26 protein-coding genes, 2 tRNA genes and 1 pseudogene are annotated in these 24,676 nt (G+C 53.9%); 16 read left to right on the forward strand and 13 right to left on the reverse strand.

Annotated elements, in window-relative coordinates; translation table 11 throughout:
* Nucleotides 1-52: 52 nt before the first annotated feature.
* A complete protein-coding gene (locus BLP91_RS00160; RefSeq protein WP_091565231.1) occupies nt 53-1,687 on the forward strand; it encodes a peptide ABC transporter substrate-binding protein in 1,635 nt (544 codons plus the stop codon).
* Nucleotides 1,688-1,718: 31 nt separating this feature from the next.
* On the opposite strand, the gene BLP91_RS00165 is transcribed toward BLP91_RS00160, so the two are convergent.
* Nucleotides 1,719-2,300: a YqaA family protein gene (locus BLP91_RS00165; RefSeq protein WP_342670255.1), complete on the reverse strand. Its 582-nt coding sequence runs from the start codon at nt 2,298-2,300 to the stop codon at nt 1,719-1,721.
* A gap of 176 nt (nt 2,301-2,476) precedes the next feature.
* Here BLP91_RS00165 and BLP91_RS00170 point away from each other — a divergent pair, with 176 nt between their 5' ends.
* Nucleotides 2,477-3,028 carry a PTS sugar transporter subunit IIC gene (locus BLP91_RS00170; RefSeq protein WP_245661952.1) on the forward strand — a complete coding sequence of 184 codons (552 nt, stop codon included), beginning with the start codon at nt 2,477-2,479 and terminating at the stop codon, nt 3,026-3,028.
* Between the two features lie 38 nt (nt 3,029-3,066).
* On the opposite strand, the gene selB is transcribed toward BLP91_RS00170, so the two are convergent.
* The gene (gene selB, locus BLP91_RS00175) at nt 3,067-4,959 is read right to left on the reverse strand and encodes a selenocysteine-specific translation elongation factor (protein WP_091565234.1); all 1,893 of its coding nucleotides are present in this window, start codon (nt 4,957-4,959) and stop codon (nt 3,067-3,069) included.
* 149 nt (nt 4,960-5,108) lie between these two features.
* Here selB and BLP91_RS00180 point away from each other — a divergent pair.
* Together BLP91_RS00180 and BLP91_RS00185 are read left to right on the forward strand one after the other, a co-directional pair.
* Nucleotides 5,109-5,182 (forward strand) — tRNA-Gly (locus BLP91_RS00180).
* 119 nt (nt 5,183-5,301) lie between these two features.
* Nucleotides 5,302-5,934: an O-methyltransferase gene (locus BLP91_RS00185; protein WP_091565237.1), complete on the forward strand. Its 633-nt coding sequence runs from the start codon at nt 5,302-5,304 to the stop codon at nt 5,932-5,934.
* A gap of 59 nt (nt 5,935-5,993) precedes the next feature.
* On the opposite strand, the gene BLP91_RS00190 is transcribed toward BLP91_RS00185, so the two are convergent.
* The 3 genes from BLP91_RS00190 to BLP91_RS00200 form a co-directional block, all read right to left on the reverse strand.
* A complete protein-coding gene (locus BLP91_RS00190; protein WP_091565239.1) occupies nt 5,994-6,419 on the reverse strand; it encodes an organic hydroperoxide resistance protein in 426 nt (141 codons plus the stop codon).
* 96 nt (nt 6,420-6,515) lie between these two features.
* Complete coding sequence (locus BLP91_RS00195) at nt 6,516-6,767, reverse strand: PGPGW domain-containing protein (protein WP_091565242.1); 252 nt, start codon at nt 6,765-6,767, stop codon at nt 6,516-6,518.
* 214 nt (nt 6,768-6,981) lie between these two features.
* Entirely contained in the window at nt 6,982-7,617 is a 636-nt protein-coding gene (locus BLP91_RS00200) for a CBS domain-containing protein (RefSeq protein WP_176757711.1), read from the reverse strand.
* A 237-nt stretch (nt 7,618-7,854) separates the two neighbouring features.
* Between BLP91_RS00200 and BLP91_RS00205 the strand changes: the two genes are divergently transcribed.
* From BLP91_RS00205 to BLP91_RS00215, 3 genes are all read left to right on the forward strand, one after another.
* Entirely contained in the window at nt 7,855-9,597 is a 1,743-nt protein-coding gene (locus tag BLP91_RS00205; protein ID WP_091565248.1) for an acyl-CoA dehydrogenase family protein, read from the forward strand.
* 222 nt (nt 9,598-9,819) lie between these two features.
* Nucleotides 9,820-10,350 (forward strand): GNAT family N-acetyltransferase, encoded by a 531-nt coding sequence (locus tag BLP91_RS00210; protein ID WP_091565251.1) that lies wholly within the window; start codon nt 9,820-9,822, stop codon nt 10,348-10,350.
* Nucleotides 10,351-10,391: 41 nt separating this feature from the next.
* Nucleotides 10,392-11,285, forward strand: coding sequence for an AEC family transporter (locus BLP91_RS00215; RefSeq protein WP_091565254.1), 894 nt, complete (start codon nt 10,392-10,394; stop codon nt 11,283-11,285).
* 33 nt (nt 11,286-11,318) lie between these two features.
* Here BLP91_RS00215 and BLP91_RS00220 read toward each other — a convergent pair whose 3' ends face one another.
* The 3 genes from BLP91_RS00220 to BLP91_RS00225 all read right to left on the reverse strand — a co-directional run bounded on the left by BLP91_RS00220 (nt 11,319) and on the right by BLP91_RS00225 (nt 13,122).
* Nucleotides 11,319-12,365 (reverse strand): C15 family peptidase, encoded by a 1,047-nt coding sequence (locus tag BLP91_RS00220; protein WP_176757712.1) that lies wholly within the window; start codon nt 12,363-12,365, stop codon nt 11,319-11,321.
* Nucleotides 12,366-12,420: 55 nt separating this feature from the next.
* Nucleotides 12,421-12,573 (reverse strand): hypothetical protein, encoded by a 153-nt coding sequence (locus BLP91_RS16480; RefSeq protein ID WP_176757713.1) that lies wholly within the window; start codon nt 12,571-12,573, stop codon nt 12,421-12,423.
* Nucleotides 12,574-12,825: 252 nt separating this feature from the next.
* Complete coding sequence (locus BLP91_RS00225) at nt 12,826-13,122, reverse strand: hypothetical protein (protein ID WP_091565259.1); 297 nt, start codon at nt 13,120-13,122, stop codon at nt 12,826-12,828.
* A gap of 215 nt (nt 13,123-13,337) precedes the next feature.
* On the opposite strand from BLP91_RS00225, the gene BLP91_RS00230 reads away from it, so the two are divergent.
* A complete protein-coding gene (locus tag BLP91_RS00230) occupies nt 13,338-14,882 on the forward strand; it encodes a BCCT family transporter (RefSeq protein WP_091565262.1) in 1,545 nt (514 codons plus the stop codon).
* 128 nt (nt 14,883-15,010) lie between these two features.
* Here the strand turns inward: BLP91_RS00230 and BLP91_RS16485 are convergent.
* Nucleotides 15,011-15,107 (reverse strand) — tRNA-Sec (locus BLP91_RS16485).
* A gap of 281 nt (nt 15,108-15,388) precedes the next feature.
* Here BLP91_RS16485 and BLP91_RS00235 point away from each other — a divergent pair.
* On the forward strand, nt 15,389-16,957 hold the full coding sequence (locus BLP91_RS00235; RefSeq protein WP_143003421.1) for a hypothetical protein: 1,569 nt from the start codon (nt 15,389-15,391) through the stop codon (nt 16,955-16,957).
* A 372-nt stretch (nt 16,958-17,329) separates the two neighbouring features.
* A complete protein-coding gene (pruA, locus tag BLP91_RS00240) occupies nt 17,330-18,874 on the forward strand; it encodes an L-glutamate gamma-semialdehyde dehydrogenase (protein WP_091565270.1) in 1,545 nt (514 codons plus the stop codon).
* 39 nt (nt 18,875-18,913) lie between these two features.
* Here pruA and BLP91_RS00245 read toward each other — a convergent pair whose 3' ends face one another.
* Nucleotides 18,914-19,363: a pyridoxamine 5'-phosphate oxidase family protein gene (locus BLP91_RS00245; RefSeq protein ID WP_176757714.1), complete on the reverse strand. Its 450-nt coding sequence runs from the start codon at nt 19,361-19,363 to the stop codon at nt 18,914-18,916.
* Nucleotides 19,364-19,742: 379 nt separating this feature from the next.
* Here BLP91_RS00245 and BLP91_RS00250 point away from each other — a divergent pair.
* From BLP91_RS00250 to BLP91_RS16490, 3 genes and pseudogenes are all read left to right on the forward strand, one after another.
* Nucleotides 19,743-20,264 (forward strand): annotated as a pseudogene (locus BLP91_RS00250) (queuosine precursor transporter); the annotation flags it as partial.
* Complete coding sequence (gene queF, locus BLP91_RS00255) at nt 20,257-20,673, forward strand: preQ(1) synthase (protein WP_091565273.1); 417 nt, start codon at nt 20,257-20,259, stop codon at nt 20,671-20,673. The pseudogene BLP91_RS00250 and the gene queF, both read left to right, overlap by 8 nt.
* Nucleotides 20,674-20,796: 123 nt before the next feature.
* Complete coding sequence (locus tag BLP91_RS16490) at nt 20,797-20,934, forward strand: hypothetical protein (RefSeq protein WP_176757715.1); 138 nt, start codon at nt 20,797-20,799, stop codon at nt 20,932-20,934.
* 44 nt (nt 20,935-20,978) lie between these two features.
* Here the strand turns inward: BLP91_RS16490 and BLP91_RS16980 are convergent, their stop codons facing one another.
* Nucleotides 20,979-21,170 carry a ribbon-helix-helix domain-containing protein gene (locus BLP91_RS16980; RefSeq protein ID WP_091565274.1) on the reverse strand — a complete coding sequence of 64 codons (192 nt, stop codon included), beginning with the start codon at nt 21,168-21,170 and terminating at the stop codon, nt 20,979-20,981.
* Between the two features lie 162 nt (nt 21,171-21,332).
* On the opposite strand from BLP91_RS16980, the gene BLP91_RS00265 reads away from it, so the two are divergent.
* A complete protein-coding gene (locus tag BLP91_RS00265; RefSeq protein ID WP_091565276.1) occupies nt 21,333-22,265 on the forward strand; it encodes an aldo/keto reductase in 933 nt (310 codons plus the stop codon).
* A 140-nt stretch (nt 22,266-22,405) separates the two neighbouring features.
* On the opposite strand, the gene BLP91_RS17425 is transcribed toward BLP91_RS00265, so the two are convergent.
* The gene (locus tag BLP91_RS17425) at nt 22,406-22,534 is read right to left on the reverse strand and encodes a hypothetical protein (RefSeq protein WP_143003422.1); all 129 of its coding nucleotides are present in this window, start codon (nt 22,532-22,534) and stop codon (nt 22,406-22,408) included.
* A gap of 263 nt (nt 22,535-22,797) precedes the next feature.
* Nucleotides 22,798-23,202, reverse strand: coding sequence for an LD-carboxypeptidase (locus BLP91_RS17435; protein WP_091565278.1), 405 nt, complete (start codon nt 23,200-23,202; stop codon nt 22,798-22,800).
* 210 nt (nt 23,203-23,412) lie between these two features.
* On the opposite strand from BLP91_RS17435, the gene BLP91_RS00275 reads away from it, so the two are divergent.
* Nucleotides 23,413-24,117, forward strand: a complete 705-nt coding sequence (locus BLP91_RS00275) for a TetR/AcrR family transcriptional regulator (protein WP_176757719.1) — start codon at nt 23,413-23,415, stop codon at nt 24,115-24,117.
* A 23-nt stretch (nt 24,118-24,140) separates the two neighbouring features.
* Nucleotides 24,141-24,662: a methyltransferase family protein gene (locus BLP91_RS00280; RefSeq protein ID WP_091565283.1), complete on the forward strand. Its 522-nt coding sequence runs from the start codon at nt 24,141-24,143 to the stop codon at nt 24,660-24,662.
* Nucleotides 24,663-24,676: the final 14 nt, after the last annotated feature.

Consider the following 24,676-nt stretch of genomic DNA (forward strand, 5'->3'; position numbering starts at 1 on the left):
TTATCGAAAAAAGAGGGAATAATATGACTATAAATACAAGGGGGCAACGCTCATGAAAAAAGCAGGGTGGGTGGGGATGACTTTCTTGTTGGCCATCAGCCTGATGACTGCCGGATGTGGCGGAGGGGGGTCCGATGCCGGCTCCAGCGACGAAGTGCAGCAGGTCTTAAAACTGAACCTGTCCAATGGGGAGCCGACCTCGATTGATCCAGCCAAAGCTTTTGATGATGACTCGATGGAGGTGGTCAACAACCTCTTTGAAGGCCTCACCCGACTGGATAAAAACCATCAGCCAAAACCGGCGGTGGCGGAGCGCATCGAAGAGTCCGAGGATGGTCTCACCTATACTTTTCATCTGCGGGATAACGCCAAGTGGTCCAATGGGGAACCGGTGACAGCGGAGGATTTTGAATACGCCTGGAAACGGGTGGTGGACCCGGAAACAGCCTCCAGTGCGTCCCATCTCATGTTTTTCATCAAAAATGCGGAAGATTACAACGAGGGGAAGGCGAGTGTTGACGAAGTGGGTGTTGAGGCGAAGGATGATAAGACCTTGGTGGTGGAGCTGGAGGAACCGACCCCCTTTTTCGTTCAGTTGACGGCTTATACCCCCTTTGCGCCGGTTTATAAAAAAGGGGTAGAAGGGGAGAAAAACCCATTTGGCGCTGCAAAGGGTTATGTGAGCAATGGACCTTTCAAGATCAAAAGCTGGAAGCATGACGACAAAATTGTAGCCGAGAAGAATGAACATTACCGGGAAGCGGACCGGGTCCAATTGGCGACCATCCAATGGAAGATGGTGACAGAGGCGACCACGGCGTATCAGATGTACCAATCAGGGGAGCTTCATATGGGAGAAGCGCCGGGGGAAATTCCCACTGATCTGACCCCTCGATTGATCGAGAACGGAAAGGCTCAAGTTACTGATAGTTCCGGACTGGAATTTTACCGGTTTAATGTGGAAGAAGAGCCCTTCACCAATAAAAAAATCCGCAAAGCTTTTGCTCTGGCCATCGATCGGAAAGCAATCGTGGAACAGGTGGTTCAGGGCGGACAAAAACCGGCTTACGCCTTTGTGGCCCCGGGGACGGTTTCAAGGGCTGGTGATTTTCGGAAAAATGGAAAAGATTACGTACAAGATGATCAGATTGAGCAGGCGAAGCAACTGTTAAAAGAAGGCATGGAGGAGGAAGGGTGGGAAAAGCTTCCCAAGGTGACCATCCTCTACAACAGCGATGATAAACATAAAAAGGTGGCTGAAGCGATCCAGGAAATGTGGCGGAAGCACCTGTCTGCTGATGTCGAGTTGCAGTCTCGGGAAGTAAAGGTGTACTTTGATGATCAGAAGAGCGGCAATTACGTTGTGTCCCGATCCAGTTTCTTACCGGATTACAACGACCCCTACAACTATTTGGAGAGTTTCCAGTCGGACCATTCCATGAACCGAACCGGTTGGAGAGATGAGATATATGATCAGTTGTTGGAGCAGGCCCGGGGAGAGACGGAGGAAGAAAAGCGGATGGAGTTGCTTCATCAGGCGGAAGCTCGTCTGTTGGAAGAGATGCCGATCTTCCCTCTTTATTATTACAACAGCGTTGTGATTCAAAAACCGGGAGTAAAAAACATTTTGCGTCACATCGTCGGCCCTAACGATTACCGATTCGCCAAAATCACCTCAGCGGAGTAAAAAAGCACCCGGGATGACCGGGTGCTTTTTCTCAGCTTTCTTTTTTTCTTTTGATCAGATGACGAATCAGAATCACCAACAGAAGGACGGCGACGACAGCCGTGGTGATGATGCTGAAATACTCCTCGATAAAGGTTTGCGCTGATGCCCCCAACAAGGCAATAATCAGAGCTTCCAGGAAGAAGCGACTGCTGCGTCCCAAGAGAGACCACATGATCACTTCCCTGGTTCTCACCCTGCACATTCCCGAGGCGATGGTAAAAACTTTATATGGGATGGGGGTAAATCCGGCGATGGCCAGGGAGAATCCACCATAACGGTCAAAGTAACCTTCCACTTTATCCACGGTCTCCGCTTGAAAAAAACGGAGCATAATCGGTCGGCCCAGCTTGCGGCCGATCCACCATCCCAACAGCGCTCCACTTACCGATGCAGCTGTGGTAATCAGTGCGTACCACCAGACCAGTTCCGGCTGTGCGATACCCAGAGGAATCAACAGCACATCCGGGGGGATCGGAAAAAAGGAAGATTCAGTAAATGAAACGACGGCCAGTCCCCATGAGCCGTACGAAAGAAACCAGTCCATCATTGTATCGAGCCATTGTGAGATCATGGATGTGTTCCTCCCCCGAGTTAATCGACCTTCATCATCTTATCAGCTCCCGTCTTGGCAAACAAGATTCATCCCCACAATTAGACCCTTGGCATTACCTGTTGTATAAACTGCCAAAATACATACGGAGTGCATGCCACATACTATGGCTAAGCCCAAAGAGGGGAGGGTTGGATATGGATCAAGACAATTTTAAACGAGACACACAGCGACGCAGGGAATTAACAGGCGGCGCCGCTGATGAAGTGGAATTCGGCCAGGATCGGGAGATTCCCGATTTTGCCGCTGATGAAGTGAAGTTCGGCCGGGATTTTGAGGCATCCGATGACGCTGATCGAACCCGAGGCCATCCGGGAGCGCCCAACTACATGGATGCGGTGGAACTGGAAGAGGAGGGCGGCCTCGAAAACCGCCGTCACGAGAATAACGAAGATGTGGAAACCGCCGCTGAAGTGGCTCCCGTCGCAGAACCCGTCCGAAATGAGCGAGATCGAAAGGTAGAGGAAAACCGGGAGGGTAGCCAGGAAGGAGGCACTGGCCTCGCTACCGTCGGCATTATTCTTTCGGTCTTATCCTTCTTCTTCGTCCCCTTTCTGCTGGGATCTGCCGGCATCGTGTTGGGGCTCATCAGCGGACGGCGAGGCAGCACACTCGGCTGGTGGGCCGTCGGCTTGGGTGCGCTCTCCGTTATTCTAACCGCCTTTGTCGCGCCAATCGCCGGTTTTTAACAGAGAAAAAGGCTTCCCTACTATTGGGAGCCTTTTTCTTATGCACGCACCCGTTGATTTCCCTGTCTGCGGGTGATGCCTTCTTGATCCATTCGTTCCAGGAGGGGAACGAGGTATTTTCGTGACAGTGCGAACAGTTTTTTAGCTTCCGGCATGCTCAAGGCTCCCTTTTGGTCGATGGCGCTTTTCACCTCGGCAACCGCCTTGTCAAAAGCATCCCGGTGAATCAATAGCTTTTGAGTAAGGGGAACCAAGATACCTTGTCGGGTGAGAAAGCCTTTGATCTCTTCTCCCGGGTCGGGAGGAATATGGGCCTCCTGGAGGAGGCGATTCCATTCAGTCGGGGTAAAACCCTCCTCCTGGATTCGGTCCACAATCTGAGCCACCGGTTTTTGCCACCGATCGGGGATCGCGGGAGCGAAGTGGAATAGGGCGATGGTTTCGCCGCTTACTCGGATTTGCCGACGCTCCTCGAAAAAAGTGAGCAACGCGTTGCTCTCTTTTGCGCCCACCGAGGGGAGGAAACGGGAGATCCATTCCGCTTTGGGTGCTCCGTCACGCATGGGATACCTTTGATGTACATCCGTCAGCCAGCGAAGGGTTTTCTGTGCCAGGGCATCCAGGGACTCCGCCGAGGCAAATGCGGACCCGATGGGGAAGACCTTCTCTTTCGTCTGGAGGTCCTTTAGCTCTTCGGCAACCTTTTCCGTCGAAATATTGAGGTGTTGGGCCAATTGCTCCCCATCCAGCAACAGGTGATCCCGCAGAATCCGCAGCATTCGCTCTGCCGGCGTCGAGGTATAGGATTGCCGGATCGCTTCTGTGACGGAAGGGTGAATTTTTCGCTTGGGCGCCCGAGGCTCTACCACTTCACCGCCGCCAACGGTGGCTGCCGGTGTAGGACGCCTGAGGATGAGCCGGTCTCCTCGGGCCGCCACCACAGGTTGGTGCAGGGCGAGGGTAGCATAGATCTCCTCTCCAGGCTTCCATTCCTTGCGATCATAAAGGATTAAGTCGGCGAAAACCTCTGCGGTTCCGATCAACAGCTTCAAAGCGCTGCGTTGACGTATGGAGAAGGTAAGCTCGGAGATAGAGCGGACACGGATATCGATTCGCTCCGTGGTGTTCCAAGCGCCGGGTCGGATCACCGTCTGGCCGCGGTGTAGACGGTGAGCCTCGACACCGGTCACGTTAAGAGCTGCCCGTTGCCCGGCATAGACGGTAGGTACCCCTTTACCGTGGTTTTGGGCCTGGCGAACCTTCACCCGGTGTTCGCCCGGCACTATCTGCAATTCATCCCCAGGTGCTGCAGAGCCGGACTGGACCGTTCCGGTCACCACGGTTCCCGCACCTTTGATGGTAAAGGAGCGGTCGATGGGCAAGCGGAAAGGAGCGTCACTTTTACGCTTCTTGATCAAGGGGAGCTGTTGATCCAGCGTGCGACGGATAGAATCGATCCCTTCTCCGGTAACTGCCGAAGCTTTCAGGATCGGCGCATCCTGCAGAAAGGTTCCTTTTGTAGTTTCCCGCAAATCTTCTTCGATGATCGGCAACAGATCCGGATCGGCCCGATCCATTTTGCTCAAAATGATCAAACCATCCTGGATCCCTAAAAGATCGAGAATGGCTAAGTGCTCTTTGGTTTGGGGCATCACACCGTCATCGGCGGCCACAATCAAAAAAACGAAATCGATACCGGATACTCCCGATACCATCTGACGGATCAACCGTTCATGGCCGGGGACATCGACGATGGACACTTTCATGCCAGAGGGCAGGACCAGGGGGGCATAGCCGGGTTCGATCGAGATCTGACGCTTCTGTTCCTCCTTCAACCGGTCCGTGTTTACACCGGTCAATGCTTGGGTCAATCTGGTTTTTCCATGATCAATGTGACCAGCGGTTCCTAGTACAACATGTCTATCCTTCATCCGGTGCCCCACCTCCCTTTTGATCTGCTCCACTTATTTTTACCATTGTTTCAACGTGGGGACAAGCAGGGCAGTTGATCGAAAAAAGGTCTTGCATACTGATGGGTATCATGCTAGAATAATCGATGTCGATACAAAAGAGAAATCGCGCGGATGTAGTTCAATGGTAGAACACCAGCTTCCCAAGCTGGTAACGCGGGTTCGATTCCCGTCATCCGCTCCACAATGGGCCGTTGCACCTTTAGTGCAACGGTTTTTTAATGTGTCTCGGAAGGAATGGCGGAAAAAAAAGCGAAAGCGATAAGGGTGGAACGTTGGGATTGACAGAGAGGAGCGGGCTGGATGAAACGGGAAGCTTATGTGAGGGAACGGTTTGCACAGGAAGACCCGGTATTGCAGTCGATCCGTGACGAGCACGGTCAAAGGGGGCTCCCTCCCATCGCGGTGCCGCCGGAGACAGGGAAGATCCTTAAGATGCTGGTACAGATCTCCGGAGCCCGACAGGTTCTGGAAATAGGTGGACTGGCTGGAATCAGCGCCATTTGGATGGCTCGCGGTCTTCCTTCAGGCGGTGATCTTTTGTCCCTAGAGGCCAACCCCAAACATATCGCCATCGCTGAAGAAAATCTCCGCAAGGCTGGCTTGTCTGACCGGGTCCGCTACCGGTTGGGGGAAGCGGGTCCAATCATGGATACGCTGTTCGAGGAAGGGCACCGTTTTGATTTTTTCTTTATCGATGCGGACAAGGAAAATTACCCCCGCTATCTGGAACAGGCGATACGGCTGAGCCGTCCCGGTGCGGTGATCACCTTGGACAATCTGTTTTTCCATGACCGGATTTTTGATTCGGATCGTCAGGAGGCCTCTGTGGAAGCGATTCGAGAGACCAACCGTCTGTTGGCAAAGGATGATCGTCTGGACAGCACCATTCTCCCTGTGGGAGATGGTCTGGGAGTGGCTCGCCTCCGATTCTAAAGAAACAAGCCTCCCCGGATGGAGGCCTGTCTCATTTAATAATTATTCAGATGTGGTGTTCAGGCTTTCGCTTTCAACTGAACCTCGATATTGTCTCTCGTCGCTTTGGAATAGGGACAAACCTGATGAGCCTCCTCTGCCAGCTTCCGGGATTGCTCTTCATCCACACCGGGAATATCGACAGTCAGGGTGACTGCCAAGGCGAATCCGCCGTCTGAAGCATCTTCTCCGATGGTAACGGCGGCGGTCACTTTCGGTTCTCCGTCGGCTTGGATGTTTTTTTTCTGCATCACCAAGCTTAAGGCGCTGCCGAAACAGGCGGAATAACCGGCAGCAAAGAGCTGTTCCGGGTTGGTTGCGTCCCCTCCGGATCCTCCCATCTCTTTTGGCGTGCTCACCTTTAAGTCCAACTGGTTGTCCGAGGTGCGTACGTAACCATCACGGCCGCCTGTTGTGGTGGCTTCTGCCGTGTAAAGAGGTTTCATATTCGAGGCTCCTTTCTGCGTGGCGGTTATGGGTTGTTATAACCGATTCGGGGAGGTTTCAAACTTAGCGCGTACAAAGCCCCCCATACAGGAGGGTCAAGGGAGAATCCGTCGTAGCTTGGGATGTTTTCGCAGCTTGTCCATCTGTTTGGAGACTTTGGGATACCGGGTTTCCAATTTGGTGAGAAGAGCCTTGGCCCAGGGGGATGTCTTGGACAAAATCAGCAGTCCCGCCAACAGAAAGATGACCCCGTGGAGGACGGGAAAGAGCGTTCCGATGACCCCCATGATGATCAGAATCCAACCGATGATTCGGCCTATGATCCGCTTCAGTCGTTTTTTGTTCATCTAAACAACCTCTTTTTTGCCAGCGACAGCATGTACCGTGGCACGAGTGTAGGATGCATTTATCGGTTTTTCGGCGGGACATCTCCGACACCGTTTTTTAGACTTGCACCGATCTTCGTATTATATCGTGAAAAAAGGGTTGGATTCAAACAAATCACAGCAAATTCTGTCTTAAAGCACTGACATCCAGGCGGCTAGGCGCCCGGATGTCGGCTCATGGGGTAATCTCTTTTACGTTTAACACCCGAAAACCTTTTTCCCCCAACCGACGCCGGATCGCGTCTGTGTAGGAGGTCGGATGTATTTTCAAAAGGATGCGCCGGGCAGCGCTGTCGCCTGCATCAAAGGTGACCACGCTGATGATGTTCACCTCAAAATCGCTGATGGCATTCATGAGATGTTCCAATTCACGGGGAAGATCGGGAATCACTGCAAGCAGAAAGCGGACACCCGGGAGTTTATGGCCGTAGGTGTCAGTCAGAACCGCTTCGATGTCACTGATTTTAACGATGCCCAGAAAAGTACGGTTGTCTTCGGCAACGATGGGTACGAAGGGGTAGCGGACGATGACGGGAAGGGTTTTTTCGAAGTCGCTGTCGATGGCAAGCGGTTCCATCACATGGAGGGCATCCCGAACCGTCAGTTGCTCCCAATCTTCGAACCCGCGATTGATCAGGGATTTCATCACATAACTGTATCCGGTGATGCCGAGGAAATGTCCATCCATATCAATAACCGGGATCGAATCCAGTTGGTTGGTTTCCAGTGTGTGAAACAGCTCCTTGGCGTTGGTGTCCGGGGTGACAGTGACAATTTCTTTTTTCGCGGTCAGGCAGTTTTTGATGAACAAAGGTTTCACTCCTCCTAAGCTGGGACTGTTTCAGTTTATGCTGCGAGGATGGGGGATTTCTTTTTTCGTGGCTGAAAAACGAATTTCGTGGCTGAAAAACGAAATTTTGGATCTTCGTTTTTGCGAACTTTTCGGAAAAGTCGGTTGACGGGTTTCTCAGCGGTTGTTTAACATTGAATCAGTAATCATTTATTGTTATCTCCCGCCGGGAAACCCGGGCCAAAGGAGTGGGCGCGAATGATCGATTACAGCCGTTATGCGGACGGGACAAAGTTAAACTGGTATAAAAGCGATTTCTCCATGCAGCATTACGCACGCCGCTATCTTTCCCCCGCTATCTGGGCATGGGGAGAGGAAAAGCTGGTGAAGATGGGCGCTTACGCGGCGGGGCCGATGGACCGACGGGCTCGCCATACCGATCGGGAGGGAGCGCCGCGGCTGATTCGGTATAACCGACAGGGTGAGGAGATCAATGAAATTTGGTACAACGAGGGCTACCTGGCCACAGTTGGGGATTGCTATGAGGCGGGGGTGGTCGGTTGGCGCTACCGTCAGGATGTGCCAGAGCGGGTGCCCTTCCTGTTTACCCAGCTTCTCCATATGCTGATGTCCGAAGCGGAAACCGGGTTTACCTGTCCCGTCACCCTGACCATGTCTGTCGCCTTTGTACTGGAGAAGTTCGGTTCCGCCGAGCAGAAGGAGAAATACCTGCCGCTGTTGGCCAGCATGGATCGGCGGACTCTGGAACAGGGAGCCACCTACCTGACGGAGATTCAGGGAGGTTCCGATGTGGGGGCGATCCAAACCCGTGCCGTGCCAGATGGGGATCAGTATCGCCTGACCGGTGAAAAGTGGTTTGCCAGCAATTGTGATGCTGGCGTGGCCATCGCTCTCGCCCGGGTGAACGATGCCCCAGGAACGAAAGGATTGGGCCTGTTTTTGTTGCCCCGGCAGTTACCGGATGGGACCCGCAACTCGATTACCATCCGCCGGTTGAAAGATAAACTGGGGGTGCGGGCGGTGGCCAGCGGGGAACTGGAGTTGAAGGGCGCTGTCGGCTATTTGATCGGCCGGCCGGATCAAGGATTTAAATACATGGCGGAGGCGCTGAACATCTCCCGTATGTGCACCGCCACCGGGGCTCTTGCCATTTCCCGGCGCGCCTTTTTGGAGGCGGCGATCTACACTTCGAAACGGACGGCATTCGGACAGACTCTCAACCACTTTCCCATGGTTCGGCAAACCCTGCTGGACATGACGACGGACATAGAGGCGGGTTGGGCCTTGGCCGTTCAGATGATCAGGGTGATGGACCAGTGCCATACATACGGGGAAGAAACGGAAGAGCGGTCGATCCTGTTGCGCCTGCTCTTGGCCATGGCTAAGTTGCGCCTCAGTGAAAAAGGGGTGGAACATGCCAAAGCGGCCCTGGAGCTTCACGGCGGCAACGGTTATATCGAAGAGTACGTCACCCCCCGCTTGCTGCGGGATGCCCAGGTGAACACAGTCTGGGAAGGTCCATCCAATATCATGGCCCTGGAAATCCTGAAAACTATGGGCCGGGAAGGAAAAAGGACTGGTGGTCGATCCAGCATCATCCTGGAGGAGATTCGGGAGACTTTGGACGGGGTGAACCTGCCGGAATTATCCGATGCTGTTCAGTGTGTGCAAGAGCAGATTCCGGAGTTGTATAAAGATGCAAAGTATCTGCTCCAGTCGGATCCGCTGACGCAAAACGGATTTGCTCGCAGGCTCGCCGATCGTCTGATCGATGTGTATAGTGCGGCACATCTTTTGGAAGAAGCCAACTATGCTCGAGAGACAACCGGTTCATCCCGGTTGGTCAAAGTGGCCGAATACTTCGTGGACCGCACCTTCCGTCCCGAAATCTTCGACATCCGTTCCGGCTATCTACCGTCACAGGAACTGTTTGCGGAAGTGGTCGGTGATCAAGGGGGATGCCCGACTCGCACTGGTTGAAGCGATTGCACCAACGGGACGTTGGCGGAAGAAGTTTTGCCGCGAGCGGCAGCGGGTATCCGATCAACAGGCAGTGCCCAGGGAATAGGGACTGCTCCACCCTCAACCTCCTCTCCTCATGTTCCGCCCTCTGATCAGGGAGTCGGCTTCATGACAAGGCCGGCTTCCTTTTTTGTCGTCCATGTTGTAATCTGAGAATTAAAAAGAAAAGAGGAGAGCTGGATGCAGATTCGAAAGATCCGGGAGTCAGATGCCCGTGCTTTTCTCCATCTGCAAAAAGGGTTGGATCGAGAAACCACCTTCATGTTGCTGGAGCCGGGGGAGAGAAAAGAGTCCGTAGCGGAGACCGTGCAGCGGATCCGCGAGATTCTCGCCGCGGATAATTCCACCCTCCTGCTGGCGGAGGATAGAGGCGAACTCGTCGGCTTTCTGGCCGCCTTCGGCGGACGGGTGCGGCGCAACGGTCATGTCGTTTCCCTGGTGGTGGGGATCCGACAGGCCTGGACCGGCCGGGGTATCGGGACCCGCTTGCTGGAGGCGGTGGAAGCTTGGGCCCGGCAGCAGGGGATCCACCGGATGGAATTGACGGTGATGACACATAATGAACGGGCACTGGCCCTCTATCAAAAGGCAGGGTTCCAGATAGAAGGGACCCGGCGGGACGCGCTGCGGGTGGAGGAGACATATGTGGATGAATATGACATGTCCAAGCTATTGGTCGAAGAGAGAGGGAACGTTGAGCAAAACGGATGACGAAGAAATTGATGCGAGTAGAAACAGGTGAGTAGACAGCCATGATTTTTGTCAATGTGATGTTACCCGTCTTCCTCATTTTTGGTGCCGGCTTTGTCGGACAAAAACTGCTTCATCTTCACATCCGTTCCGTCTCCGCAGCCGCCCTCTATCTGATGTCCCCCTGGCTCGCCTTTCGCACTTTTTACGACAACGAGGTGGGCTTTCAGCAATTGTCCATCCTCATTTATTCGGTCAGCCTCTGCTTCATCCTGATCGGCATCGTCAAACTGTATACTTGGATCAGGGGATATACCTCCTCCGAAGAGAGCGGACTGGTGTTGGCGACCGCCTTTATGAACAATGGAAACATGGGTGTGCCCGTGATTCTGTTCGCCTTTGGTCGGGAAGCCTTCGACTATGCGGTCATGATCATGGTGATCCATACCTTCCTGATGGGAACCCTCGGCATCTATATGGCGGCCCGGGGTTCCATGTCAGGAAAAGAGGCGTTAAAACCGGTCTTAAAGATGCCGATCGCTTATACAGCGGTGTTAGGTCTGTTGTGGCAGCAGTTGAATTGGCCGATGCCGGAGGAGATGTACAAAGCGATCTCCCTCTTGGCTGACGCTTCCATCCCCACGATCATGCTGGCGTTGGGCATGCAGCTGTCTACCATCCGCCTTTACGCCACGGACATGGGGAAAATGATCTTTGCCAACGTGACGCGGTTGTTGGTATCCCCCCTGATCGCCTGGGGGATTGCGCTTTTGCTCGGGGTGGAACCCTTGTTGATGAAGGTGATGGTGATCGCTGCGGCCATGCCTGCCGCCGCCATTACCACCATGTACTCCCTGCAGTTTGACAGCGAGCCCAAGCTGGTGTCCAGTATCACCCTGACCAGTACTTTGCTCAGTGCCCTTACCATATCGGCTCTGCTTTGGCTCTTCTCCTGAAAAAACCCCCGTCGAACGGGGGTTTTTGGCCGATCAATCAAGGGCCCGGGCGGCGGCTTCCACCAGTGCCACGGTTTGGTCTACGGTGACCTGGCGGTGTTCCCGGAATTTCGGGTCGATATAGATTGAGGGGTCTTCCGGGTAAAACTCCAGGGCAGCATTATGAAGGTGTCCTCCAGGAATATCCTCCGCTCCTAAACCGACTCGCAACCGGTTGGAACGATACTGGCTTTCGTTGGAGAGATAGTTTCCTCCTCCACCGGCTTGCGCTTTGGATCCCGGGGTAGGGCCACCATCATGACAGGTGTAGGGGTCCTCAAAATCCGGAGGAAGCCATTCGCACACTTCGTCGTTCCGTTGTACAGGCCAGGGCCCGGTGTCGGCGTCGATCATCGCTTGTACCGGCAGGGTGGTTTCGATAAATTCGGGAAGGGGAGAGGGCATCGGCCACCGGGAGACCATGGGGATCTCTTCATCTCTCGTTTCCTCGTTGTTGTCGGTACCGGTATGCCAACGGCCGGCAAAGCCTTCAATATCCATTTGCCGTTGCCGTCCCTGACTGATGGTCATCATCAAGTCGATCCGCTCCGGACCCTTTTTCAGATAGGGACCGAAGGTATCTTCCACAATGCCCTCTTCAAAGTCCTGCCACCGCACTGGAAACAGGGCGGACTGGATAACGGCGGGTCCCTCCTCGGTCATGATGCGTTTGCCATCTAATTGTAACGCCGCCGCCCCAGAGGGGTTGCTGCGGCGAAATTCATGTTCCAATCGATAAGGATCAAATCCGCTGACCAAGACCCGCCGAACGTCGTCCCCTTTGGGGAAATCGATGGACCTGATTCCCCGGGTGGTATACTCCAGCTCCTGGATCAGCGTCTTTTTTTGCGATTCGGTCAGTTTAAATTCCGGGTCCCATTGGCGGAGGGTGCGAGTCATATGGAGTCGGGCCCAATACAGGGGCCGGTCGTCATATCGGTCCAGCGCCCCCAGGTCGGGACGTTTGCCCTGGGCCCGGTCAACAGCGGTCTGCCACAGACGGCTGCCATGGACTGGGATCAGCTTTTTTGCTGTGTTCACATCGGGGGCTTGGCACAAGTCCCGCTCAAAGGCCTTCACATATTGGTCAAAACGGCTATCTTTCAGTTTCAGGAGTGATGGGTGCGTCGGGATTGGTACATCCCGTCATCGGCTGTTGAGTGTATACCACTGTCGGTACAGACAAGGGCAGCGATAGAGTAAGAAGCCCGGTCAAAGCCAGGGTGATGGGTCTTTTACTGCGAATCATCATAACTCCTCCTTCGATGGATGTCCCCCGTGACCCGGGGGCATCTTTTTCATATTCGAAGGAGGAGAGTGAAAATCCTACCCATTCTAAATTATTACGCGTTTATTTTTGGTGAAAGGAGGGGCCGCTTCCATTTCGTATTTCCGATCCGTTTCCCCGCGGATGTGAAAACCCAGGCGGCGGTAGAGTGCCATTGCTTGTTCTCCTTTAACACCGTCAATCGCACCGGTTTTCCCTGCGCCTGAGCGGATGTCAATCAGTTGCCGATCGGTGCGGAGACCAGTCCCTGATTCTGAACCGCCGGCAACAGCTCAATTTAGGGAGGAACAGGTAGTCCGGACGGTCATCCACCGCAAACACGCCGGCCTCCTGACCGTTGACGATCACGATCCGGTCGATTTCCGGAAGGAATTTTCCTTCCATGTCCCGTCGTTCCGCTTCTTCATCCCATCCTCGCATCCGCTCCACATAAGGCTGCATGTTGGTTCGGTTCAACCGGAAGACGAACTCAAAATCCGTGGCGGTGGACGGGCGCAATCGGAAGTTCATCTATTTTACTCCTTTCCGATCCGTGTAAAATCGGTTATTCCTTCTTCTGACGCACTACCGTATCCTGCTATGGTCTACCGGCAGAAGAGATCGGGGATCCGACCGGATGCAGTGGGATCCTCCAGAATGGCGGGTTTGTTCCGCTTTGTCTTCTGTTACTCCCTTTGTTACGCTAACGGCGGCCCGTGAAACGAACAGGGGAGTGATCGTACCGAGTGAATATAGCAAAAGTGGATCAACGGGTATTTTGGGGATCCCTGGTGGTGGTCGGCCTCTTGATCGCGCCGCTCACCTTGGGACCGGAGAAGGGAGTCGCCCTTCTGAACGGTTTGCGCGACGGGATCACTGAGGATTTGGGATGGTTTTATCTATGGTTTGCAGCTGCCGTCTTCGGTTTGTTGGCCTGGCTGGCATTGGGGCGGTATGCTCATGTCCGTTTCGGCGGAAAATCGGCGCGTCCCGAATTTTCCACCGTCAGCTGGATCGCTATGATCTTTACGGCAGGGATCGGCTCCAGTCTGATGTACTGGGGGATGATTGAATGGGCTTATTATTATACGGATCCCCCCTTCGGACTGGAACCGAAGAGCGGGCCCGCCGGCCAGTGGGCGGCGACTTACGGTCTGTTTCACTGGGGTTACAGTGCCTGGGCCATTTACTGCATGCCCGCCGTAGTGATCGCCTACGCCTTTCACCAAAAGGGCTATCGGGTGTTGAATCTCAGTCGTGCCTGCCGCGGGGTGCTGGGAAGCCGGGCGGATGGCTGGCTTGGAAAAATGATCGACATGTTTTTCATCTTCGGCATGGTGGGCGGTGTGGGAACCACCCTTGGCTTGGGTACGCCTATGATCGCAGAGGGAGTTTCTGTTTTGACCGGTATTCCCAAGGGGCTGGGACTGAATGCCTCCATCATTTTGTTGTGGACGGTGTTATTTGGTGCTAGCGCCTACTTGGGATTGCAAAAAGGGATTAAGCGGCTGTCGGATTTGAATCTGTATTTAGGGATCGCTGTGGGAATATTTATACTCCTGTTCGGTCCAACGCTATTTATCCTGGATACCTTTACCAATAGCATCGGGCTGATGACTCAAAACTTCTTGCGGATGAGCTTTTACATGGATTCCGTCGGCGGGGCTGATTTTACTCGTGCCTGGACGGTCTTTTATTGGGCATGGTGGGTGGCTTTCGCTCCCTTTATCGGCCTGTTTACCGCCCGAATCTCCCGGGGGCGGACCATCCGGGAACTGATTCTGGCGATGGTGTTTGCTGGCAGCTTCGGTTGCTGGGTCGCCTTCGCAATTTTTGGAAACACCGGGCTATTCTTCGAGTTGAAGGATGTGGTTTCTGTTACTCAAATTTTAAATGACAGCGGCGCCCCGGCGGCGATGATGGCCATCTTGGAGGCATTGCCGGGAGGGGCGCTCCTGTTGATTGCCTTTCTGGTGCTGGCGATGGTCTTTTTGGTCACCACACTGGATTCCGCCGCCTATACCATGGCCAGTGTCGCCAGCAGGAGCATGAGCGAAAAACAGGAACCGGCTCGTTGGCTCCGCATCTTCTTTGCCCTCGTTTTAGGCGGGGTCTCTGTCGGCATGATGGCTGGCGGCGGGTTGGAGCCGATGCAAAACTTGACCATCATCACATCGGTACCGGTGTTGGTGATCCTGATCCTGATGGCCTTCTCCCTGATGAAATGGCTGCAGGAAGACGAAACGATCGATACCAACCAGGCCAGATCCCGCGAGCAAAAGTCCGCTTGATGTTGGAACCCTCGATAATTTCCGAGAGTTTCTTTTTATCATGACAAGAGTACGATCCCTTTACCGACCGTGTAAAAAGACTAAAAAAGGCCCGCCACAGGTTGTCTCTGTAGCGGGCCGTCTTACGCTGGCGGGAACGTGTGGGAATCGAACCCACCGGAGACGCAACGCGCCTCCCGCACGGTTTTGAAGACCGGGGGGGTCACCAGAACCCCATCCGCTCCCAAATGAAAATCAAGATTAGCTCTTATCATAACATAAGCCGGTCTCAGGTGCCAAAATGTTGGGGTACATGGTTGGACAACCTGTAATAAACAAGGTTGAAACCGAGAGCGCGTTCATCCGTTCATGAGGATGAACACTCTTGACGGGAGAAGGATCCATCCCTACACTTTGAGAATTGGACCCGGTATGGTTTGAACCGACATATAATCAAGGTGTGTTTAAGAATATTGGACGCCGTTGCTCCCTTGCGGGGAAGCCCCGGCAGTGAGGATGATGATGTCGTGAAACGCGTGACTGTTCTTTTGGTGGCCGTCTGTCTGCTTTGGCAACCGGATCCGGTTGCTGCCGCCGATCAGGACAAAGATCCATACGAAATAGCTGTTCAGGGCGTTTATCCGGTCGAGAAGGGAGATCAAGCCGGTGTGAAAGTCCGGGCGAAACTTCGTCCTGTGACGGAGAAGGATCGGGTGAAAGGGGAGTGGACCATTACCGGAGAAATCGACGGGAAGACGGTTTCTCGGCAGGGAAAAGGATCGGCGGAAGAGGTGTTTTTCACCGATCCACAGGTGGTGGACCCGCTCCGAAAAGATCAGCCGATTACCGTGACCGCTACGTTTCACGGCAGGATCAACGGAGAGAAGCTCCGGCTTTCCCGTACGCGAACGTTAACGCCTCCCGCTGTCGATGTTCGTCTGGAGTGTCATGAGGATCAGGTGAAAGTGTACGGCCAACTCACTGGGACAGAAAAAGCGTCTGCCCGCTGGCTGTTTGAAGTGCGGCGGAAAGGGGAGGATCAACCCTTCGACAGATATCAGTCCGATGAGATGCGGGGGTTATCCCATCATCAAACCTTGAACCGGCCAAAGGGTCCCTTCGAGGTGCGGGTCCATGTGGATGGTCGGGGGAAAGGTGAGCAAGTGGGTGATCTGTTCGGTGAGAAGGGTGGTCGATTTGCATCGGCAACCGGTGAAGTGTCCAGCGAGAAGGGATGTTCGGAGCAAGGAGATGCTCCCGTATCATCAACCCGTGCCCTCCGCATCGAGGCCGATCACCAGATATTGACCAGTCGGAAAATCGAGAAGAAATGGATTGAGATACCGGGGACGGAAGTGGATGGGGTTCGCATGCGGGCCAAACTGGATACCGACGGGGATGTTCGGGGCATCTGGCGATACCATTACGCCTATCCCAAGGTGTTGAAGTTGCCGGGCGGAAAGGAAAAGAAAGTAATGAAGAGGGGAATTCTGGCCGCCCGGAACGGCGTCGTCGATCTTCATATGAAGCGTAAAGATCAATATCGGGTCATTGTCGACTTTCAAGGGACGGTAAACGGAAAAAAAGTGCATGTGAAACAGCCATACACCTTTGATATCCCCCGTATGATGCAAGCGGCGGACAAGAAAGGGGAAGGCGCGCCGACGGTGATCCGGGCCGAAATGACCGGACAAACCGTGAACGGGCATTGGATGATGGCGGTGGCTCGACGGGACGGCAAAATCCTTTACCTTCACGAAGGAGATCCCCGCTTCGAGGTTTCGTTACCGAAGGGGGAGTATATCCTGAAGACGGTTTTTTACGGAGAAGTGGATGGACAGCGGTTAGCGATGCAGGAGTCTAAAACATTGAAGGTGAAGAAGAGCGAGAGTGACTCCTATCTCATCCCCGGGAAAAACAATGAGTACCGCACTTATCAACAGGGGGTGAGCGCTGTCCAGGGAATGAAAAAAAGCGCTCGGCTGGCGGAATCGAAAAACACCTATTCCCTCAAAACGGAAGCCTACAGCGGAGGCACCGCCGCTACTCTGGTGATCATCGGCCTGATTATCTACCGGAGGAAGAAAATGTCCTAGACTTGGGAGATGCTCCAACAGGTGACTCCGCCCGGTGCAAACAGGAAGCAAGGGATCAGGATTCACAGTCGGTTTCGGGTACTTGACTCGGAGCGCGGCGCCTCGCGGCGCCGTTTTTTTATGAAGCTGCATAAACAGGGACAAATGTGCATGTTTGTTGTATACACTTCCAAATACATCCATAAGGGTCCTCCAGATGGGAAGGGACCGGGAGATGGTTACTTGATTGCCGTTGATTTCTGCCCTTGTCGTTTTTCGTAAAGCGTGATATTCTCTGACCGGAAGACTGAAAGCGTTTTCTGAGGTATTTTGTCTTCCCAGGCTGACCGAGCCATTGATCCGAACTCTTCCTGATGAGGAGGTTTGATGTCCATGATTCCATACGAACATGCGGAAGAAACGGACTTTTCCAAAGAGGAGAACAGACAGGCTTACAAAGAAGCTCTCAATAAGGTGAGAGGCGACTTTCATCGGGAATATCCCCTCCTGATCGACGGGGAAGAGATCCATACGCCTCAAAAGCTCACCTCCTACAACCCTGCTGACAAAAAACAAGTGGTGGGCAAGGTGTCCATGGCGGACAAGGAACTGGCGGAAAAGGCAATCGAAAGCGCCTGGAAACACTTTGATACCTGGCGGAAATGGCCGGCCAAGTCCCGTGCCGAGATTCTATTTAAAGCGGCGGCCATCTTCCGTCGCCGTCGCCATGAGTTTTCCGCTGCCATGACCGTGGAGGCGGGGAAAAACTACGTGGAGGCCGACGGGGATACAGCGGAGGCAATCGATTTTTTGGAGTATTACGGTCGCCAAATGGTGGAGCTGGACAAAGGCAAACCCGTTTTGTCTCGGTTGAATGAGCATAATGAATACTTCTACCAACCGATGGGGGTCGGCTTTATTATCCCGCCGTGGAATTTCCCCTTCGCCATCATGTGCGGAACCACGGTGGCGGCACTGGTGACTGGCAATACGGTGCTGATGAAACCGTCGGAAAAAGCTCCGGTGGTCTCCGCCAAATTTGTGGAAGTGCTCCGGGAAGCGGGTCTGCCCGACGGCGTGCTCCAGTTCATACCCGGTGATCCGAAGGAGATCGGCGACTACATTGTGGATCACCCTAAGATCCGCTTCATCAACTTTACTGGCTCCCGTGCCACCGGTACCCGCATTTATGAGCGGGCAGCCAAGGTGCAGAAAGGACAAAAGTGGCTGAAGCGGGTGGTGGCCGAGATGGGCGGCAAGGACACCATCATTGTGGACAAGGATGCCGATCTGGAGTTGGCGGCCAAGTCCATCGTCACCTCCGCCTTCGGATTCTCCGGTCAGAAGTGCTCCGCCTGTTCCCGGGCGATTATTCACCAGGATGTGTACGATCAAGTGCTGGAGCGTACCGCTGAGCTGACCAAAGAGGTGACGGTGGGCGACCCCGCCGAGTACGGTACCTTGGTTGGACCGGTGATTGATGAGATCCAGTTCAATAAAATCCGGGAATATATCGACATCGGCAAACAGGAAGGCAAGTTGATCACCGGCGGTGAAACCGATGACAGCAAAGGCTATTTCGTCCAGCCGACCATCTTTGCCGATGTGGACCCAGAGGCGCGCATCATGCAGGAAGAGATCTTCGGTCCTGTGGTGGCCTTTACCAAAGCGAAGGATTTTGAGGAGCTCTTGGCTATCGCCAACAACACCGACTACGGCCTGACCGGCTCCGTTATCAGCCGCAACCGGGAACACCTGGATCGCGCCCGCCGCGATTTCAACGTGGGCAACCTGTACTTCAACCGTGGTTGCACCGGATCGATTGTCGGACTGCAACCCTTCGGCGGCGTCAACATGTCCGGCACCAACGCCAAAGCCGGCGGCCCTGATTATTTGCTCAACTTTATGGAGCCCAAATCCGTTTCGGAATGGCTGTAAATTAGCGTTAAAAACCCCCCTCTCAAAGAGAGGGGGTTTTTATGGACCGCTCGTCGGTGTGTAAGATTGATCCCGCAGGACCACGGTTTTCGGATGAAAGCGAATCAACTGATTGCGCTGGTCGAGATCCCGAAACCGGGGGTCCCATTTTTGTTGTCTGGGGCCCAGATAGCGGGAGAGCAACCGGGTGGCGATGTCCGGGTCAAAGGGTTCCACCGTGGCCCACCCCCGGAAACCGGCATGGAGCACCCGGCCCTGTTTCGGGTCAAAATCGACGATGCCCACGGCGCAGCGCGGATCCGCTTTGATGCGTTTCGGGAAGCTGTCCTGGGGAGTGCCGATCATCCACAAGGCGCCTTCCTCCCAGTGAAACCAGACCGGGGAATCCCGCGGCCCCTGTTCACACACCGTGGCCAGATGGGCAAACAAAGGGCGGGTGAGAAACTCGGCGAGATCGAAGCTTCGCTTCGTATCTCTGATGATCTGCAAAGAGATCGCCTCCTGACGAACCTGCGGGTTGTTGTTCTCTTCGCTGATCCTCTTGATTTTCCTTCCTCCGCTGGCGACAAAAACCGACTGGTGGATCGGTCCATTTTTGATACAATAGGGTGGGTTCCTTTACCGGGACCCGGAGAGTTCGCAACTCCCGCCTCTCCTAAAACAAAAACTAGGGACGCGCGGTCCTAGCCACGGGTTGGGATCGGGTGAATGAAAGGGGAAACGAGGATGAGCCGCCAAGATCGTTGGTTTATAATGTTGGCTGGCTTCTTTGTCGGTCTGTTGGTGATCGGAAATGTGCTGGCGGTCAAGATCATCCAAGTGCCGCTGTTCGGACAGACGGTTTCCCGCCGTGTAGGTTTACGCGCTCACCTTTGTCTGCACGGATGTGGTGGCGGAAATTTGGGGGAAAGAGCGGATCCGCTGGCTGGTTTTTGTCGGGTTGATCACCTCCATGTTATCCGCGTTGATGGTGCAACTAGCCGTCTGGCTGCCTGCCGCTCCCTCCTGGGAAGGGCAGAAGGCGTATGCCGCGGTGCTCGAAGCCAACCTTCGCGTCACCATCGCGGGAATGGTGGCTTATCTGATCAGCCAATATCACGATGTATGGGCGTTCCATTTTTGGAAGCGAAAGACGGCTTCCCGCCACCTGTGGCTTCGGAATAACTTGTCCACCGCTGTCTCCCAGCTTCTTGACACCGTTGTGTTTATCATCATTGCTTTTTACGGTGTGGTGTCGGAATTGTTGGGGCTGATGCTGGGGCAGTATCTGGTGAAACTGTTGGTGGCGGTGGCGGACACCCCGGTGGTTTACGGTTTGGTCCGGTTGATCCGGAGAGGTCCGCAGGAACGATCCCATTCTTATATAAAGGGGGAACCACGCCTTGGGTAAAGTAGACGTTGATCACAGTAAATATCAGAACATCCGGTTTGATATCCAGGATGAGTCCGCCATTATGACGGACATCCTGGAGACGATTCCTTACGAATATCCGGGGAAAGATGTGGAGGTGGAGATCCCCACCACGGAATTTACATCGGTCTGTCCCTGGTCCGGGCTGCCGGATTTCGCGGAGATCACGATCACGTTTGTCCCGGATCGTCACCTGGTAGAGATGAAATCCCTCAAGTATTATCTGACCTCTTATCGCAATGTGGGTATCTATCAGGAACATGCCACCCGGCGCATTTTGGAGGAGCTGGTGGATCTGTTGAAACCGAAGCGGATGAAAGTGGAAGCCCTCTGGAACCCTCGGGGCGGTCTGGGCACCCGGGTCGTGGCGGAGTATCCGGAGAAATAATCGCATAGCGGATCAAAGGAAGCCGGGTGGGGATCACCTGGCTTTTTTCGGAAAGTGTCATATACATTGGGTTGAAATAGCTGGACTTATGTGTCCACACCAAAGGATTCCAGGTAACCCTGGGTGGATTGCGATGTCGGTATCACTCTCTTTTCAAAAGACAGCCTGCCGATGATCCTTCGCCCACAAGATCGTCATCCTCCTCGCCAGCGGGAGGAAGTGACCGGGACGATCGATCGCCTGGTCGATTTGAGCGGCTAAACAGGAATGCGCTGCAATCCTTTCGGGATGGAGCTTTTCAAATGTTAACCCTGCGGGTCCTCAAATTTGGCGATGTAGTCTTCCACATAGGTATCCAGAGCTTCCTGTACCAACTCGGTTTTCGTGACCGGCTCCGCACGGTTCTCCAGCTTGTTTCTTCGAGCAGCCATTTGCTCCAGTTTTTGATCCAGCTCTGCCGGGATATCTACGGTAACTCGTCGCTTGTCTCGAGTCATGGGACAACGCCTCCGTTTCAGGGTCCTTCCCCTAAAAGTATCTCCGCGAAGGGGACGGATCATGAGCATCCAGGGCGCGGCTGGAATATTGCTTGCGGTCCGGTTTTTGTGATTAAAATAGGAGTACTCGCTATTTTTCAAGCACAAAAGGAGTCGATCATCGTGGCCACACATGTTCACTTAGGCAAATCAGACGTCTCCGTCCATCCGGTCGGATTAGGAACCAATGCGGTTGGGGGACATAACATTTATCCCAATATGCTGGACGAAGAACAGGGAAAAGAGGTGGTCCGCACCGCCCTCAACAATGGGATGAATCTTCTGGATACTGCGTATATCTATGGACCGGAGCGTTCGGAAGAGCTGATCGGTGAAGTGATGTCCGAATATCCACGGGAAGAGATCGTGTTAGCGACCAAAGGTGCCCATCGATTCGTCGGAAATGACATGGTAATGGATAACTCCCCGGCTTTCTTAAAACAGGCGGTGGAGGAGAGTTTGCGTCGGTTAAAAACCGACTATATCGATTTATATTACATCCATTTTCCCGATGAGAAGACCCCGAAAGACGAGGCGGTCGGTGCGTTGAAAGAGCTGAAGGATGAAGGAAAAATCCGTTCCATCGGGGTTTCCAACTTCTCTATCGAGCAGCTGAAAGAGGCGAACAAAGACGGATATGTCGACGTGCTCCAGTCGGAGTACAACCTTTTGCACCGGGAAGCGGAACAGGATCTCCTTCCCTATACGGCGGAAAATAACATCACGTTTATCCCTTATTTCCCGCTGGTATCCGGTCTGCTCGCCGGAAAATATGATGAAAACACACGCTTTACGGATTTGCGGTTGAAAAATCCGGATTTCCAGGGGGAGCGGTTTAAACAAAACCTGGCCAAGGTGGATGAGCTTAAGGAGATGGCGAAAGCCAAAGGGGAGGAAGTGGCGGATCTGGTGCTGGCCTGGTACTTGACTCGCCCCTCCCTCGATGTGATTATTCCCGGAGCGAAACGTCCGGAACAAGTCAAAAGCAATTTGCGGGCGGCCGAGATCTCCCTTTCTGAGGAAGAGATCAAAGGAATCGATCAGATTTTCTCTTAAGTGATGATTCCCGCTCGGAAACGGCAAGTTGGCGTCTGAACCCACAGGCGTCAACTTTTTTCATTTCCGTCGTAACGGGAATTCCCGAAGCGGTTACCAAACATGATTGGCAGCCTGCTGCAATTTCCATGACCATGCCTCTATATGAAGACTGGTTTACACGTCCCTTTTCCTCCTTCAGCCGTCACTGTGGCGAAGACTCCGTTGACTAAAGTCAGCTGGGGAGGGACGTGCCCGATATCCACATCGTAGATCACTGGCACATCCATGGGAGAAAAGGCCGCTTCAGGGCGTCGACCAGGCCAAAACCTTCAGTTTGCCGGTACGCCCGGGTCGTCCAAACAATATCCCGTTGGCATGGCGGAACCAACCGTTTTCCCGCATGGTCCAGAGTGCGCGGTAAATTTCACTGGGAGAAGACCCGGCGCTTTACAAATACCAGAGGATCCCTGGGTCAGCCCATTTTTCAACGAAAGCATGAACCGGTGCGTAAGGGTGCCAGCTAATCTAGACAGGGTTTCCACGCATCCTCCTAACAGCCTTCCAGAGATGGTGGCGGAGTCCCGCTTTCCGAGAACCTTCCATTCCGCAGGGGGTGGTCCAGGTAAAATACAGTTCCCAGATTTTTGAAAGTCCGGTCCCAGGAAGACTGATCCTTTTCCGAAGCATGTTGAATCACAGTTTTGCCGACTTCGGTTCCGAGAACATCCCTCCAGCGACGGGTGAGAGGATCCCACCGGGTAGCGCTTAAATCGCAGTAGTTGGTGCCAGGGGCGCTGGCGACGCCAGTGTTTAGTGTATAGGTAAAAGTCAACGTGCTGATGTCCGAGTATCCTAGGATCCACTTGGGAGGAAGGGACCGCAAGTGTTCCCAGTCGATCAAGGGCAAAATATCGAAAGGAAGGCGAGATACAATCAATGATGAGTATGTACTCACTTTTTATTGACGGAGCCAGATAGGCCGTTTTAAAGTATAGGTGAGTAAACAATCACTTACTACATGACGGAGGCGAAACAGTGTGACCGGATGGCCATGCTGAATCGGGAGCGGGTGGTGGCGGAAGGTACCGTGCCCGCGTTACGACAGCGTTTTTCCCATTCCCCACTGAAAGAAATTTTTATCCGCATGATCAGGAGGCAACATCAGATGACAATGAACCACGAAGACGAGAAGAGCTGGGAAGAATGGATGGAGTTGATCGCTGAAGAATATGGGCTCAATCTGGATCAAAAAGACCGGGAGACGGAAAAGCAGAAGCGGATCCTGGAGGCGGCCTTGCACATCTTTTCTGAACGGGGCTTCGAGGGGGCGTCCACCAGTGCCATCGCCGCACGGGCTCAGGTGGCGGAGGCGACCATCTTCAAACATTACCGCTCTAAAAAAGGTCTCTTACTCCACCTGGTGATCCCAGCCATCTCCCGGGTGGCCACCCCCTACATTCTTCGCCCCGTGTTGAAAATCCTGGAACAGGACAAACCCTTTGCAGAGGTGTTTCAGGAGTTGTATGCCGACCGGGTGCAGTTGGTGGAGCGGAACTGGCGGAAGATCAAGATCATCCTGGTGGAAAGCTTGTTTCAGCCGGAATTGCGGGAAGCGCTGGAGGATCATGTGGCCCGTTCCATTTACGCTGTGATCTCGGAACGGATCGACGGCTGGAAGCAGGCGGGACGGATTCGGGAGGATCTTCCCACCCACGTGATCGCCCGCAGCATTTTATCGATCGGGATCGGCTATCTATTGGCTAAAAATATTTTCCCCCGGTACCTGGCTCAAGGGGAGGAAGAAGAGGAGTTGGCTTGGATGAGCGAGGTGCTCCTTCGGGGAATTGCGGGGCCGAAGGAGAGAGAATGAAGTTGAATAGGGAGGTACGAGCGATGCGCAAACCGACAGCCGCGGTGGGAAGTGCTTTGTTTTTTCTGGTGGGTCCGGGGATAGTAGCGGGTCTGATCCCGTGGTGGATCACAGGGTGGCAGATGGAAGAACCTCTTCCGTTCTGGGGCCCCCTGCGTGTGATCGGGGTGTTGATGCTTCTGGCAGGGGTGTCTGTGTTGATCCAGGCCTTTGTGCGATTTGTAGTAGAAGGGTTGGGAACACCGGTGCCGATTGCACCTCCCTCGCGTTTGGTCGTCGGAGGGATGTATCGTTACGTCCGCAACCCAATGTACGTGGCACTCATCTGGGTGGTAGTGGGGCAGGCTCTTATTCTGGGTCAACTCCCCCTGCTACTGTACGGTGCTGCTTTTCTTTTGATCTCGGCAACCTTTGTTCGCTGGTACGAAGAACCGAAGCTGAAACGCCAGTTTGGTGCTGATTATGAAGTTTATCGACGAGCCGTCCCTGCCTGGTGGCCCCGTCTCCGCCCCTGGAATTCCGAGGAGAAGGGGGGCGAAAATTGAGCATTTTTTCCAGC

Source organism: Melghirimyces thermohalophilus, from assembly GCF_900102685.1.
In the GTDB taxonomy this organism is placed as follows: domain Bacteria; phylum Bacillota; class Bacilli; order Thermoactinomycetales; family DSM-45169; genus Melghirimyces; species Melghirimyces thermohalophilus.

Excerpts from the sequence above, each read along its gene's own strand:
- BLP91_RS00185 (WP_091565237.1), top strand. The coding sequence starts at position 5,302 with ATGAAACGGGAAGCTTATGTGAGGGAACGGTTTGCACAGGAAGACCCG.
- BLP91_RS00280 (WP_091565283.1), top strand. The coding sequence starts at position 24,141 with ATGCGCAAACCGACAGCCGCGGTGGGAAGTGCTTTGTTTTTTCTGGTG.
- BLP91_RS00195 (WP_091565242.1), bottom strand. The coding sequence starts at position 6,767 with ATGAACAAAAAACGACTGAAGCGGATCATAGGCCGAATCATCGGTTGG.
- BLP91_RS00275 (WP_176757719.1), top strand. The coding sequence starts at position 23,413 with ATGACAATGAACCACGAAGACGAGAAGAGCTGGGAAGAATGGATGGAG.
- BLP91_RS00170 (WP_245661952.1), top strand. The coding sequence starts at position 2,477 with ATGGATCAAGACAATTTTAAACGAGACACACAGCGACGCAGGGAATTA.
- BLP91_RS00165 (WP_342670255.1), bottom strand. The coding sequence starts at position 2,300 with ATGATCTCACAATGGCTCGATACAATGATGGACTGGTTTCTTTCGTAC.
- BLP91_RS00215 (WP_091565254.1), top strand. The coding sequence starts at position 10,392 with ATGATTTTTGTCAATGTGATGTTACCCGTCTTCCTCATTTTTGGTGCC.
- BLP91_RS17425 (WP_143003422.1), bottom strand. The coding sequence starts at position 22,534 with ATGGATGTGCCAGTGATCTACGATGTGGATATCGGGCACGTCCCTCCC.
- selB (WP_091565234.1), bottom strand. The coding sequence starts at position 4,959 with ATGAAGGATAGACATGTTGTACTAGGAACCGCTGGTCACATTGATCAT.
- BLP91_RS00205 (WP_091565248.1), top strand. The coding sequence starts at position 7,855 with ATGATCGATTACAGCCGTTATGCGGACGGGACAAAGTTAAACTGGTAT.
- BLP91_RS00190 (WP_091565239.1), bottom strand. The coding sequence starts at position 6,419 with ATGAAACCTCTTTACACGGCAGAAGCCACCACAACAGGCGGCCGTGAT.
- BLP91_RS16480 (WP_176757713.1), bottom strand. The coding sequence starts at position 12,573 with ATGATTCGCAGTAAAAGACCCATCACCCTGGCTTTGACCGGGCTTCTT.
- BLP91_RS00225 (WP_091565259.1), bottom strand. The coding sequence starts at position 13,122 with ATGAACTTCCGATTGCGCCCGTCCACCGCCACGGATTTTGAGTTCGTC.
- pruA (WP_091565270.1), top strand. The coding sequence starts at position 17,330 with ATGATTCCATACGAACATGCGGAAGAAACGGACTTTTCCAAAGAGGAG.
- BLP91_RS00210 (WP_091565251.1), top strand. The coding sequence starts at position 9,820 with ATGCAGATTCGAAAGATCCGGGAGTCAGATGCCCGTGCTTTTCTCCAT.
- BLP91_RS00160 (WP_091565231.1), top strand. The coding sequence starts at position 53 with ATGAAAAAAGCAGGGTGGGTGGGGATGACTTTCTTGTTGGCCATCAGC.
- BLP91_RS16980 (WP_091565274.1), bottom strand. The coding sequence starts at position 21,170 with ATGACTCGAGACAAGCGACGAGTTACCGTAGATATCCCGGCAGAGCTG.